Consider the following 14623-nt stretch of genomic DNA (forward strand, 5'->3'; position numbering starts at 1 on the left):
CGCGATGGACCTCAATCTGAGCGACGAGCAACGGCTGCTGCGCGAAAGCGCGGAACGCTTCGTGGCCGAGAGCTACGATGCCGATCATCGCCGCAAGATGGCGAACGATCCGCTCGGCTTCAGCCCGGCGGTATGGACGCAGTTTGCCGAGCTCGGCTGGTTGGCGTTGCCGATCCCGGAGCAGTTTGATGGGCTCGGCGGTGGTGCGGTCGAGATCGGCATCTTGATGGAAGCCTTCGGCCGCGGGCTGGTGTCGGAGCCTTATGTCGCAACCGTCGTGCTCGGAGCCGCGCTGATCGACAGATGCGGCAGCACGGCGCAGAAGCAGGCGAGCCTGCCGAAGATCGCGGACGGGTCGTTGAAGCTGGCGCTTGCGCATTCCGAACGCGCAGCGCGGTTCGATCTCGCCAAAGTTGCGACCGCAGCCAACAAGACCGCGCAGGGCTGGCGTCTTGCCGGCAGCAAGATTGCCGTGCTCGACGGCCATGCCGCCGACGAGATCATCGTCTCCGCGCATATTCACGATCATCGGGGGCCATCGGGGCGGATCGGCCTGTTCCTGGTGCCGGCAACGGCGCCAAGCCTCTCAATCTCCGACTATCCGCGCCTCGGCGGCGGGCGCGCGTGCAATATCGAGCTGCCCGACGTGCATCTTCCTGAGGATGCCCTGCTCGGCGACGGCAAGGATGCGCTGCCCGCAATCGAATGGGCCGTCGACCGCGCCATGGCCGCGCTCGGCGCGGAAGCCGTCGGCATCATGCAGACGCTGCTGGAGACGACGCTGGAATACACCAAGATCCGGAAGCAGTTCGGCCGGCCGCTGTCCGCCAACCAGGTGATCCGCCACCGCCTCGCCGACATGGCGATGCAGGTGGACGAGGCGCGCTCGATGGCGCTGCGCGCCGCGCTGAAGGCAGACAGCACGCCGACCGAGCGCGCGCGGGCCGCGTCGGGCGCGAAGGCGAAGATCGGCAAATGCGCGCGCTTCGTCGGCGAGCAGTCGATCCAGCTTCACGGCGGCATGGGCGTCACCGAGGAGCTCGAGGTCGGCGCCTATTTCAAGCGGCTCGTCGCCTTCGACACGCTGTTCGGCGGCAGCGCGCACCACTATGCCCGCCACGCCCGGCTTGGTCGCACCGGCGTATCGGCCTGAACCGAAAGGAGCGCATCATGGACCTGTCGTTCAATGCCGAGGAGCGCGCCTTCCAGGACGAGGTGCGCGGCTTCATCGCCAAAAATCTCACCGAGGAGATGAAGCGCGCGACCGCGCTGACGCCCTCGGTATTTTCCGATCCTGATATCGGCATGGCCTGGCAGCGCGCGCTCCACAGGCAGGGCTGGGGCGCGCCGGGCTGGCCGGTCGAATATGGCGGTCCGGACTGGACGCCGGCACAGCGCTGGATTTTCGAGATCGAATCCGCGCGCGCCGGCGTGCCCAATGTGAATGTCATGGGCGTAAAGATGGTCGGGCCCGTCATCATCGGCTTCGGCAGCCCTGAGCAGAAGAACTTCTATTTGCCGCGGATTCTCTCCGGCGAGGATTATTGGTGCCAGGGGTACTCCGAGCCGGGCTCCGGCTCCGACCTATCTTCGCTGAAGACGCGCGCGGTGCGCGACGGCGACCACTACATCATCAACGGCACCAAGATCTGGACCACGCATGCCCACCACGCCAACCGCATGTTCGCGCTGGTGCGCACCAGCGACGGACCGCGGCAGCAGGACGGCATCAGCTTCATCCTGATCGACATGAAGACGCCGGGCATCACGACGCGCCCGATCCTCACCATCGGCGGCGACCACGAGGTCAACCAGGTGTTCTTCGACGACGTGCGCGTGCCCATGGCCAATCGGGTCGGCGAGGAAGGCAAGGGCTGGACCTACGGCAAGTACCTGCTCGAATTCGAGCGCGGCTCGGGCATCGCCTCCGCCAAGCTGCGCGAAGGGCTGAAGGCGATCGCGGACCTTGCCGAGTCGGACCTGACCGGCCGCGCGATCGACAGTCCTGACATCGCGACGCGCATTTCGGAGGTCGAGGTCGACATCGACGCGCTGGAGATGACCGAGCTGCGCGTGCTCTCGGCGCTCCAGACCGGACAGAATCCCGGCGCGGTGTCGTCGATCCTGAAGCTGCGCAACAGCGAGATCCGCCAGGCCGTGACACGACTGGGCGCCGACGTGATCGGCCACGACGCCCTCGCCGTCGAGCCGATGCGCCCGCTCTACAAGCTCAACCACGAGCCGGCGATACCCGAGGACATGCTGACGGTGGTGCCGGAATATCTCAACGGCCGGACCTACACGATCTTCGGCGGCACGTCCGAGATCCAGCGCGACATCATCGCGAAGATGATGCTGGGGATTTGAAGGCAAAGCTCGCGCTAGTACCTTTCTTGGAACGTGAGTCGTGATTCAAGGTCGGGATGATACCCGAAGCAAGAGAAGTCCACCTTTCGAGGAAAGATCGCAAGGTGCTTGAGGCGTGCTGTCGCTCACCGGTGACGTTGCAGCGCGATTTGAAGCGGGCGCGGATAGTTCTGTTGGCGGCGGATGGGCGCAGCACCCGGTCGATCGCCAAGGAAGTTGGGGTCCAGCCGCGGATTGTCAGCCTTTGGCGGCATCGCTATGCCGACCATGGCCTTGAAGGGCTGCAAGACAAGCCGCGGCCTGGCAAGCAGCCGATCTATACGAAGACGACCGACAAGCGGATTCTGAAGCTGCTGGATAAGCCGCCGCCGCACGGGTTTGCGCGCTGGACCGGCCCCTGCTGGCCGAGGCGCTGGACGATGTTGACGTCCAATATGTCTGGCGGTTCCTGCGCAGCCACAAGATTGACCTGGTGGCTCGCAAGTCCTGGTGCGAGAGCAACGACCCGAACTTTACGGCCAAAGCCGCCGATGTTGTCGGCCTCTATGTCGCGCCGCCGGCGAAGGCCATTGTGCTGTGCGTGGACGAGAAGCCCTCGATCCAGGCTTTGGAGCGAGCGCAGGGTTATCTGAAGTTGCCCAATGGCCGCGCCTTGACCGGCCAAAGCCACGATTACAAGCGGCATGGCACCACAACATTGTTTGCGGCGCTCGAAGTCGCCACCGGAAAGATCATCGCGACCCATTCAAAACGCCGTCGCCGCGTCGAGTTTCTCGATTTCATGGACAGCCTCACCGCGGCCTTTCCGAACCGCCAGCTTCACGTCATCCTCGACAACCTCAACACCCACAAGAAGAACGAGGACTGGCTTAAGGCCCACCCCAACGTGCAATTTCATTTCACGCCGACAAGTGCGTCCTGGCTCAATCAGGTCGAGGTATGGTTTTCGATCCTGCAGGGGCAGTCGCTTAGCGGCATCTCCTTTACAGCCTCAAGCAGCTTCAGGAACACATCGACGCCTACGTCAACGCGTACAACGACAAAGCCGAGCCCTTCGTCTGGACCAAGAAAAAGGTCCGTCACGCCGCTTCAAAGGCCGCCGTATCACTCAGCTCTGATTCCGGGTACTATTTCTTGGAACGTGAGTCGTGATTCAAGGTCGGGATGATACCCGAAGCAAGAGAAGTCCACCTTTCGAGGAAAGATCGCAAGGTGCTTGAGGCGTGCTGTCGCTCACCGGTGACGTTGCAGCGCGATTTGAAGCGGGCGCGGATAGTTCTGTTGGCGGCGGATGGGCGCAGCACCCGGTCGATCGCCAAGGAAGTTGGGGTCCAGCCGCGGATTGTCAGCCTTTGGCGGCATCGCTATGCCGACCATGGCCTTGAAGGGCTGCAAGACAAGCCGCGGCCTGGCAAGCAGCCGATCTATACGAAGACGACCGACAAGCGGATTCTGAAGCTGCTGGATAAGCCGCCACCGCAAGGGTTTGCGCGCTGGACCGGCCCCCTGCTGGCCGAGGCGCTGGGCGATGTCGATGTCCAATATGTCTGGCGGTTCCTGCGCAGCCACAAGATTGACCTGGTGGCTCGCAAGTCCTGGTGCGAGAGCAACGACCCGAACTTTACGGCCAAAGCCGCCGATGTTGTCGGCCTCTATGTCGCGCCGCCGGCGAAGGCCATTGTGCTGTGCGTGGACGAGAAGCCCTCGATCCAGGCTTTGGAGCGAGCGCAGGGTTATCTGAAGTTGCCCAATGGCCGCGCCTTGACCGGCCAAAGCCACGATTACAAGCGGCATGGCACCACAACATTGTTTGCGGCGCTCGAAGTCGCCACCGGAAAGATCATCGCGACCCATTCAAAACGCCGGCGCCGCGTCGAGTTTCTCGATTTCATGAACAGCGTCACCGCGGCTTTTCCGAACCGCAAGCTTCACGTCATCCTCGACAACCTCAACACCCATAAAAAGAACGAGGACTGGCTCAAGGCCCACCCCAACGTGCAATTTCATTTCACGCCGACAAGTGCGTCATGGCTCAATCAGGTCGAAGTATGGTTTTCCATCTTGCAGGGGCAGTCGCTCAGCGGCACCTCCTTCACGAGCCTCAAGCAGCTTCAGGAACACATCGATGCCTACGTCAACGCATACAACGACAGAGCCGAGCCCTTCGTCTGGACCAAGAAAAAGGTCCGTCAACGCCGTTTCAAAGGCCGCCGCATCACTCAGCTCTGATTCCGGGTACTAGGGTCTGTACCTAAATAGCGCCACGTGATTCTCTTGCCTACGTGTTGATTCGGGGGCGAGAGAATGCGCGCTGGTTTGTTTTGGCTGAACGACAGGCAATGGGCGCGTATCGAACCGCATCTGCCGAGGGGACTGACGGGGCCGGATCGGGACGACGACCGACGCATCGTCAGCGGCATCATTCACATGCTGCAATCGGGTGCACGATGGCGTGATTGTCCACGTGAATACGGCCCTTACACGACGATCTACAATCGCTTCAATCGCTGGGCCAAGCGAGGACGATGGTGCGCAATCTTCGAAGCGCTGGCCAAGCCTGGCGAAGACGGCGTCGTACTGTCGCTCGACTCGACCTCGATTAAAGCTCACCGGTGTGCCTCCGGCGGAAAAGGGGGGAGCACAATCAAGCAATCGGCCGCTCGCGCGGAGGCCGCACGACAAAAATCCATGCGCTGAGCGATCCGCTCTGCCGGCCGGTCGTCCTGCATCTGACTCCAGGCCAGGATGCCGATATCGCTGCGGCTCCCGATGTCCTGGCGCTCGCGCCACCCATGAGCGTGCTCCTCGCCGACAAAGGGTATGATGGCGACAAGCTTCGCGGCGAAATCATTCGTCGTGGCGCCAAGCCCGTAATCCCCAATAAATCTAACCGTGTCGTCATCCATCGCTTCAACAAACGCGCCTACAAAGGACGAAATGTCATCGAACGCTGCTTTTGCAGGCTCAAGGACTTCCGGCGCATCGCCACGCGATATGACAAGCTCGCCCGTAATTTTTTGGCCGCTGTTCATCTCGCCGCTCTCGTCGCATATTGGCTCAATTGAGTCTGGACCCTAGATCCTCCGCTGTCGTCCCGACAAGCGTAAGCGCAGATCCGGGATCCATAACCACAGGCGGATGTGGTTACGGGGACTCGGAGTTACCTGCTTCGCGCCACAACCATTCCCGGTGGTTATGGTCCCGGATCGGCGCGCGCTTATGGCGCGCTTGTCCGGGACGACAGTTGAGTGTGCGGCGACAGTCAGCGCAACGATTCGGCGTTGCGCTTACCCGCCCGCCTTCGCGTCCCTGATCGCCTGCCAGATCTTCTGCGGCGTCAGGGGCGTGTTGAGCTGGGTGATGCCGAGCTCGGCGAGTGCGTCCATCACGCCGTTGGTGACGCAGGGCGGGCCGCCGATGGCGCCGGATTCGCCGCAGCCCTTGGCGCCGAGCGGGTTGGTGCGGCAGGGCGCGGAATCGTCCAGTGTCACCTCGATCGGCGGCACGTCGCCGGCGCGCGGGATGCAGTAGTCCTGATAGCTCGCGGTCAGGAGCTGGCCGTCGGCATCGTAGGAGACGCCCTCATAAAGCGCCTGGCCGATGCCTTGCGCGACGCCGCCATGGATCTGGCCCGTCACCAGCATCGGGTTCACGGCGACACCGACGTCGTCGACGGTGGTGTAGCGCACGACGCGGGAGACGCCGGTTTCGGGGTCGATCTCGACCTCGCAGATATGCGTGCCGTTCGGCCAGCTCGGACCATCGACCTCGCCTTCCGAATCGACGCTGAGTTTTGCGCCGCTCTCCTTCTCGGCAAGGTCGAACAGGCTGATGCGGCGGTCGGTGCCGACCACGGTGAGCATGCCGCCCTGATATTCGATGTCCTCGACCGAGGTCTCCAGCACGTTCGCCGCCTTCTCGCGCGCCTTCTGGATCAGGTCATTCGACGAGACGGCCACGGCCGTTCCGCCGACGAACAGCGAGCGCGAGCCGACGCTGCCAAAGCCCATCGCCAGATCGGTGTCGCCCTGGACGACATCGATCTTGTCCATGGCAATGCCGAGCGTGTCGGCGATCATCTGGGTGTAGGTGGTCTGAAGCCCCTGCCCCATCGCCATTGTGCCGGAATGCAAGACGACGCGGCCCTGCGAGGTCGCGTGCAGGCTGACCTTCTCGGTATGGGCGCGGCCGCCGGTCCATTCGATGTACGACGTGAGCCCGCGGCCGTAGAGCAGGCCCTTCTTCTTCGCGGCCTTCTTGCGCGCGGCGAAGCCGTCCCAATCGGCAAGCTTCACCGCGCGGTCCAGCATATGCGCGAAGGCACCGGAATCGTAAACCTGGCCCGCAGCATTGGTGTAGGGCAGCTGCGCCGGCTTGATGTAGTTGGCTTTCCGGATCGCGCGCGGATCCATGCCGATTTTTCGCGCGGCGGCGTCGAACAGGCGCTCGACGATGAAGACGGCCTCGGGCCGGCCCGCACCGCGATAGGCACCGACCGGCGCGGTGTGGGTCATCACCGACTTCACCTCGAAATGCACCAGCGGAAGATCGTAGACGCCGGTCTGCACGAACGGCCCGAGCACCAGCGGAATGATGTTGGCGGCCCCCGAAGAATAGGCGCCGGTGCAGCCGATCGACTTGACCCGATAGGCCAGCACCTTGCCCTTCTCGTCCAGCGCGAAGGACGCGGTCGAGGTGAGGTCGCGGCCGTGGGTGCCGCCGACGAACTCGTCGGTGCGGTCGCCGCGCCAGCGGATCTTCCTGTTCAGCTTGGTCGCGGCGTAGGCGACGATGCCGTCCTCGGGATAGAGGTTGGTCTTCTGGCCAAAGCCGCCGCCGATGTCGCCGACCAGCACGCGGACGCTGTCCTTGGGGCGCTTGAGCACGGCTTCCGCCAGCACGTCGCGGGTCGAGGCCGGCGTCTGCGACTGCACGTGCAGGAGGAGACGTCCGGTCTTCTTGTCGATCTCGGCGATGGTCGAGCGCGGCTCCATCGCGGAGGGCACGAGGCGCTGGCTGATGATGTCGAGCTCGACCGTGTGCGCGGCCTTGGCAAAGGCCTCGTCCACCTTGGCGGCATCGCCGTAAGCCATCGCGCCGACGATGTTGTCGGGCGCCTCCGGCCACACCACAGGCGCGCCGGGCTTCACCGCCTCGACCGGGTCGACCACCGCGGGCTGCACGTCATATTCGACCACGATCGCTTCGGCTGCGCTTTGCGCCTCCGCGCGGGAGGCCGCCACCACCGCCGCCACAGCCTCGCCGGTGTAACGCACGACCTCATGGGCGAGCAGCCGGCGCGGCGGCACCGTCATCGGCTTGCCGTCGGGGCGCTTGAAGATGCTCAGCGTCGGGATGCTGCCGATATCGTCCTTGACGAGATCCGCACCGGTGTAGACCGCCGTGACGCCGGGCATCCCGGCCGCGGCGCTGGTGTCGATCGAGACGATCTTCGCGTGCGCATGCGGCGAGCGCAGCACGTGCAACCACAGCGCGCCGTCCTGCGGCTTGTCGTCGATGAATTGCCCCTTCCCGGTCAGCAGCCGCTGGTCTTCCAAACGCTTGACGGGCTGGCCCGCTCCGAAACGCAAATTGCCGGGAAGAATGTTCATTCCGTGGGGTCCTCGAGGTCTTTTCGAAACTGCGGGCAGCCTTTTAGCGGATCGACCGGGGGCATACCAGCCGCGGTTTTGGGCGGGATATCCACGATTTCGGCATGCGGTCCCGCAAATCTGCGATTCCGTAGGGTGGGCAAAGGCGCACTTGCGCCGTGCCCACGGTCGCTCAACCAACGCGATCAAGATGGTGGGCACGCTTCGCTTTGCCCACCCTACGCACTGCGCATCGCCCCGGAATGACGGCTACGCCAGCTCCCGGAGCGCTGTCTCCACCACCTTGCGCGCATCGGCCGTCAGCGCGGCCTGCGGCGGGATGGGATCGCCGACGTCGTAGCCCTGGATCGAAAGGCCGGCCTTGATGCAGGCGGCGAGGTTGAAGCGGGCGAAGGCTTCGTTGATCCGCCACAGCCTGCGCTGGAGCGCCATGGCCTCGTCCCAGCGGCCCGCCCGGCAGAGGTCGTAGAGCGCGACGCTCTGGCGCGGGATGATGCAGGCAGGTCCCGCCATCCAGCCGAGCCCGCCGATCAGCATCACCGCGGCCGGAATGTGGGCGGAGGCCGAGAACACGCGCAGGCGATCGCCGCAGCGGTTCATGATCGAGAGCAGCCGGCCGGTGTTGGTCGAGGCGTCCTTGATGTAGCCAATGCGCGGATGCTCGGCGAGGCGCGCGATGATTTCGAGGGTGAGGTCGGAGCGCTGGAATTGCGGATTGGTGTAGATGACGACGGGAATGTCCACGGCGTCCGCGATGGCGCGGAAATAGGATTCGACCTGGGTATCGGCGAGCGGGAAATACGCCTCCAGGATCGCCAAAATGCCGTCGGCGCCGAGCTTCTGATACGTCCGTGCCTGCGTCACCGCATCCGCGGTCGAGGTGGAGGCGACGCCGGCCACCACGGGCACGCGGCCCTTCGCGGCTTCGATCGTGGTCTGCACGACCGCCGTGCGCTGGGCGGCATTGAGATAGGCGAACTCGCCGGTCGAGCCGAGCGGCGTCAGACCATGCACGCCGGCACCGATCAGGTCGTCGCAGAGCTTTGCGAGCACGCTCGTCCGCACCGTGCCGTCGGCATCGACGGGGGAGACGAGGTAGGGGAAGACGCCGTGGAATTCGGACATGTCGGGGGCTCCGGAAGCTGGCACCCGACGGGTATTACCAATGCCCGCCCCGGCGATCAAACCTTGAGCAAGCGCACCCGCGTGCCCCAGGGATCGACCGCCTCCAAACCGTCGGCAAGCGCCGTGACCTTCACACCGCTCTTGCGCAGGCGCTCTTCCTGAGCGGCGAGCAGCTCCTGCTTCGCCATCACCAGCGAGAACCAGGCGAGACCGGTTGTGGAATCGTCGCGCTGGCCCGCGCCCTGGCTCTGCCAGACGTTCATGCCGAGGTGATGGTGATAGCGGCCCGACGACAGGAACGCCGCGCCGTTGCGCTTGCGGGTCGGGTCGAGGCCGACGGTGCCGTGGTAGAAGTTCTCGGCCTGCGCGAGATCGCCGACGCGCAGATGCATGTGGCCGACGCGCATTCCGTCCGGCGCCTTGGCATAGTCGGGAACGCGCGTATTGGTCAGCGACAGCAGGTCGGGGATGTTGAGCTCGTCGGTCGCCATCTTCACGCTGCCCTCGCTCCACTGCCATTGCGAGGGCTCACGGTCGGCATAGACCTCGATGCCGTTACCTTCGGGGTCGTCGAGATAGACGGATTCGCTGACGAGATGGTCGGCAAAGCCCGACAGCGGCACGCGATGCGAGGCGGCGTGCACCAGCCAGCGCGCGAGATCCTTGCGGGTCGGGCATCAGGAAGGCGGTGTGGTAGAGGCCTGCGGCATTGCGCGGCTCGATCGCCGCATCGGGACGCGCCTCGAGCACGAGCAGTGTGATGCCGGCCGTACCGAGCTTCGCAGCGCTGGCGGAGCGCTCCATGACGGTCAGCCCGATCACGTCGCGGTAGTAGTCGGCAACCGTGTCGAGATTCTTGACCCGGAGCGTCACCATGCCGACCCGCATCGGCGTGCGGCTGGCATAGGTCGGCCCGCCGCCTTGCGCAGTCCCCTCGGCGCGTGCGGCAGCCGCGGCCGCCATCGCGAGCGAGGTGGCGCCGGCAAGTTGGAGCAGGGTGCGGCGGGTGAGATCGATGGTCATCGGTCGGGGCTCGCTGGAAACGTCTAAGGCCGTACGGCGCAATATCGACCGATTGCTACACGTTCCCGTGAACGGCTCCCAATCACATGTTCGTCGGCCGGCGCCGGCACTGTCCTGGCCACCCGGCCAGTTTCGCTACCGCGCGCGACATCCCAGATTGGGGACAACTTACAGGAGACCGCCATGACCGCCCCAACTCCACTGTCCTCACTGTCGTCCGCGCTCGCGGATGTCGTGGCGCGCACCGCGCCCTCCGTCGTCTCCGTGCACTCGCATCGCTCCCGCGCAACCGGCTTCGTCTGGAAGCCCGGCCTGATCGTCACCGCCGACGAGGCGTTGGCCGACGAGGGCGAGGTCGAGATCGGCCTCCCCGACGGCAGCCGGGTGGTCGCCACGATCGCCGGCCGCGACCACACCACCGACATCGCGCTGCTGCGCACTGAGGCCGGCGTCGCGCCGGTCAAGCTCGCCGCGACGGTCCCGCCCCTCGGCGCGTTGTCGGTTGTCGTGGCCACCAACCGTGATACGCCGAGCGCCGCGCTCGGGATGGTATCGGCGTCCGGCAAGAGCTGGCGCTCCCTGCGCGGGGGCGACATCGATGCACGGATCGAGCTCGACGTTCGCCTGCGTCCCGGCCAGGAAGGCGGCCTTGCGCTCGATGCGACCGGTGAAGCCTTTGGGATGGCCGTGCTCGGACCAAGGCGCGTGCTGGTGATCCCGACGGCGACGATCGAGCGCATCGCGCCGCAACTCGAGGCGCGCGGCCGCATCGCGCGCGGATATCTCGGGCTCGGACTCCAGCCGGTGCGGCTCGACGACGGCATCGGCGCCATGGTGATGAATGTCGACAAGGCCGGACCTTCGGCGGCGGCCGGCATCCGCCAGGGCGATGTGATCGTGGCGGTCAACGACCAGAAGCTCTCCGGCGTGCGCGCGCTGTCGCGAACGCTGGGACCTGCGAGCGTCGGCGCTGTGGTCGTTGTCGCGGTGCGCCGCGGCGGCGAGCCGATCAGCTTCAGGGTCACGGTCGGCGAGAGGCCGGAGGCGTGAGCGAGGAGAAGCTGCCGGAGATCGTGCTGTCCCTGGAGATCGACGATCCCGCCCTCGCCGATCGCCTGGCGGCGCTGCTCGGCAATGTCGCCGGGCTGCGCCTTGCCGCGCCCGGCGAGCAGGCCGCCGCGACGATCGTCGCCCGCGATCCGCGCAGCATGCCCGAGGACATCGCACTGACGCAGCGCGAGCTCGACGTGCTGGCGCTGATGGCCGAGGGCGCCTCCAACAAGATGATCGCGCGTCAGCTCGGCATCTCCGTGCACACCGTGAAATTCCATGTCGGCTCGCTGCTCGACAAGCTGGATGCCACCGGCCGCACCGATGCGGTGGCGCATGCCGCGCGCCGCGGCGTGATCGAGCTCTGAGCGGCGCGGTTCAATCGCCGATCGCGGTCTGCGCCAGCTCGCGCATGCGGTCGGTATCGACGACGCGGCCATGGCTGATCACGATGCTGGGCGGGCTGTGGAAGTGCAGCGCCTCGGTGACGTCGGCCTGTTCGAGCACGACCAGGTTGGCTGCGCAGCCGAGCCCGAGGCCATAGCGCTCGAGGTTGATCGCCGTCGCGGCGCGCGTGGTGATCATGTCGTAGAGCGTCTCGAACTCGCTCTTCTTCGTCATCCACAACAGATGCGAGGCGAGGAACGCCACCTCCAGCATGTTGTTGCGGCCGAACGGATAATAGGCCTCGGAAATGTCGTCCTGGCCGAGGCAGACATTGATGCCGGCACCGAGCAATTCCTTCACCCGCGCGTGCAGCGGGCCGTTGTGCGGATTGCTGACGACGCTGACACGGGCCTTTCCGAGCAGCACCTTCAGCTCGCGGAGATAGTTCTCGGGATAGAGCGCCATCGCCCGGCAATGATGGGCGAGCGCCCGGCCCTCGACGCCGCGCGCGATCACCGCGCGCGCCATCATGTCGAGCGTGCGCATGTTGGCGTCGCCGACGTCGTCCAGCAGCATCGAGGTTTCGGCGCCGTGCTCGGCCGCGAGGTCGAAGCAGAACGCGACATGGCGGCGCATGTCCTCTTCGTCGGCTTCGATCCAGGGAATCCCGCCGACGACGTCGGCCCCGAGCGCCATCGCCTTGCGCATCAGGCCCTCTGCGCCGGGCTCGCGAAACAGGCCGTCCTGCGGGAATGCCACGACCTGGATGTCGACGATGCCGCGAAACTCCTCGCGGATCGCGAGCAGCGCCTTGACGCCCTCCAGCCGGGCCTTGGTGTCGACGTCGGCGAAGGCGCGGATGTGGAGGTTGCCGTGGAGCGCGGCGAACGCCACCGCGCGCTGTGCGTTCGGGACGATCCAGGACGCGTCGTAGTTGCTCTTCACCGCTGCGGCGAGATCGACCGCCTTCGCCGCCTCGCTCGTGCCGCCGCCCTGATAGGCCTCTAGCGCCGCCTCCGACATCATCGGCAGGGTCCAGACCTTGCAGAGGTGCAGGTGCGGATTGACAAAGGCCGGCGTCACCAGGCCGCCCTTGGCATCGACGAAGGCCTGTGCGCCGGGATCGAGCCGGTTGCCGATCGCGGTGATCACGCCATCGGTGATCCCTATGTCGACGATCTCGCGGCTGCGCGTGCGAGCATTGGTGATGACGAGGTCTGGCAGGCGGGGCATTGCAGGACTTCCACTCGGTACGCGTGCAATCATGCAAGTTGGGTGCCGGGCTGCGCAGGCAGGGGAAACCGGAGCTGGACCGTCAGGCCCGGCGCATTGTCATGCAGCGCAATCTCGGCGCCATGAAGGCGCGCCACTGCCGCGACGAGGCTGAGGCCGAGGCCGTTGCCCGGCGTATAGCGGCTTTGTTCGAGACGGTAGAACCGCTTGAAGACGTGATCGCGCGCCTCAGCGGGAATGCCCGGACCGTCGTCGGCGATCGTAATCATGGCGCCGCCATCGGCGCTGCGGCAGGTCACCGTCACCTGCCCGCCTTTGCGGCCGTGCTTGATCGCGTTGTCGACGAGATTGGCGACGGCGTCGAACAGCAGGTCGCGGTCGCCCGTGATCGCGACCTCGCGGTCGCCGCCGAGGCTGAGACGCGTCGCAACCTGCTCGGCGGCGGCGTCGTAGAGCTCGACGACCTCGCCGGCGATCTCGGCGAGATCAAGCGCGCGAAAGGCGCTCCTGCGGGCGCGGGTCTCGATCTCCGAGATCCGGGTGATGGAGGCGAACATGCCGAGCACGGCATCGAGATCGGCGATGGTGTCGCCGATCAGCGCGGCATCCGCCTCGCTGTTGCGCGGGGTGTGATAGGCCTTCTCCAGCCGGCCGCGCATGCGCGTCAGCGGCGTGCGCAGATCGTGGGCGACGTTGTCGCTGACCTGCTTGACCTCGCCCATCAGCGTCTCGATGCGGTCGAGCATCTGGTTGAGGTTTTCGGCGACGCGGTCCCACTCGTCGTGGCTGCCGCGCAGGGGAATGCGGCGGTCGAGACCGGACAGCATGATGGCACGGCTGGTGGCGTTGATCTCCTCGATCCGTCCCACCGTGCGCCGGGTGACCAGCACGGCTGCGAGCCCGGCGAGCACCAGGAGCAGCACCGCGACCGCGACCATGGCGAGTTCGATCGTGCCGGTGAAGCCGTCGCGATCGCCGGCGGAGCCGAGCCGGCTCTCCACATAGGCGAGCGTACCGAAATAGACGTAGGCCATGATCGCCGCGACGATCAGCCCGAATGCCGCGATCGCGATCAGCGCCAGACGGAAGGTCGAGGAGCGGAGCGTCTTAGCCAGGAGCACGGAGACAATATCCGATGCCGCGGATGGTGTGGATCAGCGGATAGGCCTGGGCATCGTCGACCTTGCGGCGGACGCGCCCGACATAGACGTCGATGATGTTGGTCGAGGGATCGAAATGCAGGTCCCAGACATGCTGGAGCAGCATCGCACGCGAGACGACGCGGCCCTCGTTGCGGACGAGATATTCGAGCAGCTGAAACTCGCGCGGCAGCAGCGGAATCTTGCGGCCGCGGCGGCTGGCGTTGCGCGCGATCAGGTCGATGGCGAGGTCGCCGACGCGCAACAGCGTCTCCTTGGCGATGGTCTCGCTGCGGCGGCCGAGGGCCTCGAGCCGCGCAAGCAGCTCGACGAAGGAGAACGGCTTGACGAGATAGTCGTCCCCGCCGGCGCGCAGGCCACGCACGCGGTCGTCGACCTCGCCGAGCGCGGAGATGATCAGGAAGGGCGCCGCGATGCCGTCGTCGCGCAATTGGCGCATCACGGTGATGCCGTCGATGTCGGGCAGCATGCGGTCGATGGTGATCACGGCATAGTCGCGGGCGGCGCCGTGGCTCAGGGCTTCGCGCCCTGTGGCGGCGAGATCGACCTCATAGCCAGAGGTCGTCAACTCTTCGACGAGTTGGCCTGCGGTTTCCGGATCGTCCTCGACGACCAGGATGCGGCGGTGACCTCCGGTCATGCAAAACTCCGCGCGACGATCGCCAC

At 65.7% G+C, this 14623-nt stretch carries 11 protein-coding genes and 2 pseudogenes; 7 read left to right on the forward strand and 6 right to left on the reverse strand.

All coding sequences use genetic code 11. The features are described 5' to 3' along the window. The first annotated feature begins 4 nt into the window (after positions 1 to 4). The 5 genes and pseudogenes from ACFLEY_RS37000 (at position 5) to ACFLEY_RS37020 (ending at position 5432) form a co-directional block, all read left to right on the forward strand. On the forward strand, positions 5 to 1153 hold the full coding sequence (locus tag ACFLEY_RS37000) for an acyl-CoA dehydrogenase family protein (RefSeq protein ID WP_060910638.1): 1149 nt from the start codon (positions 5 to 7) through the stop codon (positions 1151 to 1153). Between the two features lie 17 nt (positions 1154 to 1170). Beyond that, positions 1171 to 2367 (forward strand): acyl-CoA dehydrogenase family protein, encoded by a 1197-nt coding sequence (locus ACFLEY_RS37005; RefSeq protein ID WP_396604357.1) that lies wholly within the window; start codon positions 1171 to 1173, stop codon positions 2365 to 2367. Between the two features lie 56 nt (positions 2368 to 2423). Beyond that, positions 2424 to 3485, forward strand: a pseudogene (locus ACFLEY_RS37010) (IS630 family transposase). Positions 3486 to 3531: 46 nt separating this feature from the next. Next, entirely contained in the window at positions 3532 to 4596 is a 1065-nt protein-coding gene (locus ACFLEY_RS37015) for an IS630-like element ISRj1 family transposase (protein ID WP_026192128.1), read from the forward strand. Positions 4597 to 4671: 75 nt separating this feature from the next. Then, positions 4672 to 5432, forward strand: a protein-coding gene (locus ACFLEY_RS37020) for an IS5 family transposase (protein ID WP_110115998.1) whose coding sequence is annotated in 2 segments (ribosomal slippage) — positions 4672 to 5011 and positions 5011 to 5432 — 762 coding nt in all. Because the reading frame shifts where the segments join, the coding sequence is not laid out codon by codon here. 222 nt (positions 5433 to 5654) lie between these two features. Here ACFLEY_RS37020 and ACFLEY_RS37025 read toward each other — a convergent pair. The 3 genes and pseudogenes from ACFLEY_RS37025 to ACFLEY_RS37035 all read right to left on the reverse strand — a co-directional run bounded on the left by ACFLEY_RS37025 (position 5655) and on the right by ACFLEY_RS37035 (position 10127). After that, positions 5655 to 7979: a xanthine dehydrogenase family protein molybdopterin-binding subunit gene (locus tag ACFLEY_RS37025; RefSeq protein ID WP_060910635.1), complete on the reverse strand. Its 2325-nt coding sequence runs from the start codon at positions 7977 to 7979 to the stop codon at positions 5655 to 5657. Positions 7980 to 8228: 249 nt separating this feature from the next. Next, on the reverse strand, positions 8229 to 9104 hold the full coding sequence (locus ACFLEY_RS37030) for a dihydrodipicolinate synthase family protein (protein ID WP_011090007.1): 876 nt from the start codon (positions 9102 to 9104) through the stop codon (positions 8229 to 8231). Between the two features lie 56 nt (positions 9105 to 9160). After that, positions 9161 to 10127, reverse strand: a pseudogene (locus ACFLEY_RS37035) (VOC family protein). A 183-nt stretch (positions 10128 to 10310) separates the two neighbouring features. Between ACFLEY_RS37035 and ACFLEY_RS37040 the strand changes: the two are divergent. Together ACFLEY_RS37040 and ACFLEY_RS37045 are read left to right on the forward strand one after the other, a co-directional pair. Beyond that, positions 10311 to 11177: a S1C family serine protease gene (locus ACFLEY_RS37040; RefSeq protein WP_060910634.1), complete on the forward strand. Its 867-nt coding sequence runs from the start codon at positions 10311 to 10313 to the stop codon at positions 11175 to 11177. Continuing rightward, positions 11174 to 11545 carry a response regulator transcription factor gene (locus ACFLEY_RS37045; protein ID WP_060910633.1) on the forward strand — a complete coding sequence of 124 codons (372 nt, stop codon included), beginning with the start codon at positions 11174 to 11176 and terminating at the stop codon, positions 11543 to 11545. Before ACFLEY_RS37040 ends, ACFLEY_RS37045 begins: the two co-directional genes overlap by 4 nt. 10 nt (positions 11546 to 11555) lie before the next feature. On the opposite strand, the gene ACFLEY_RS37050 is transcribed toward ACFLEY_RS37045, so the two are convergent. From ACFLEY_RS37050 to ACFLEY_RS37060, 3 genes are read right to left on the reverse strand one after another with little or no spacing between them, the layout of a single operon-like run. Beyond that, the gene (locus tag ACFLEY_RS37050) at positions 11556 to 12797 is read right to left on the reverse strand and encodes an amidohydrolase family protein (RefSeq protein WP_249163189.1); all 1242 of its coding nucleotides are present in this window, start codon (positions 12795 to 12797) and stop codon (positions 11556 to 11558) included. Between the two features lie 29 nt (positions 12798 to 12826). Continuing rightward, positions 12827 to 13918: a HAMP domain-containing sensor histidine kinase gene (locus ACFLEY_RS37055; protein ID WP_060910631.1), complete on the reverse strand. Its 1092-nt coding sequence runs from the start codon at positions 13916 to 13918 to the stop codon at positions 12827 to 12829. Further along, positions 13905 to 14597 (reverse strand): response regulator transcription factor, encoded by a 693-nt coding sequence (locus ACFLEY_RS37060; RefSeq protein ID WP_011090013.1) that lies wholly within the window; start codon positions 14595 to 14597, stop codon positions 13905 to 13907. The genes ACFLEY_RS37055 and ACFLEY_RS37060 overlap by 14 nt, the downstream gene beginning before the upstream one ends. Positions 14598 to 14623 lie beyond the last annotated feature (26 nt).

The sequence above is a fragment of the Bradyrhizobium sp. YCK136 genome (assembly GCF_044570075.1).
In the GTDB taxonomy this organism is placed as follows: Bacteria; Pseudomonadota; Alphaproteobacteria; order Rhizobiales; family Xanthobacteraceae; genus Bradyrhizobium; species Bradyrhizobium diazoefficiens.

Coding starts and splice junctions, on each gene's coding strand:
- ACFLEY_RS37000 (WP_060910638.1), top strand. CDS start 5: ATGGACCTCAATCTGAGCGACGAGCAACGGCTGCTGCGCGAAAGCGCG.
- ACFLEY_RS37060 (WP_011090013.1), bottom strand. CDS start 14,597: ATGACCGGAGGTCACCGCCGCATCCTGGTCGTCGAGGACGATCCGGAA.
- ACFLEY_RS37015 (WP_026192128.1), top strand. CDS start 3,532: ATGATACCCGAAGCAAGAGAAGTCCACCTTTCGAGGAAAGATCGCAAG.
- ACFLEY_RS37005 (WP_396604357.1), top strand. CDS start 1,171: ATGGACCTGTCGTTCAATGCCGAGGAGCGCGCCTTCCAGGACGAGGTG.
- ACFLEY_RS37050 (WP_249163189.1), bottom strand. CDS start 12,797: ATGCCCCGCCTGCCAGACCTCGTCATCACCAATGCTCGCACGCGCAGC.
- ACFLEY_RS37025 (WP_060910635.1), bottom strand. CDS start 7,979: ATGAACATTCTTCCCGGCAATTTGCGTTTCGGAGCGGGCCAGCCCGTC.
- ACFLEY_RS37030 (WP_011090007.1), bottom strand. CDS start 9,104: ATGTCCGAATTCCACGGCGTCTTCCCCTACCTCGTCTCCCCCGTCGAT.
- ACFLEY_RS37040 (WP_060910634.1), top strand. CDS start 10,311: ATGACCGCCCCAACTCCACTGTCCTCACTGTCGTCCGCGCTCGCGGAT.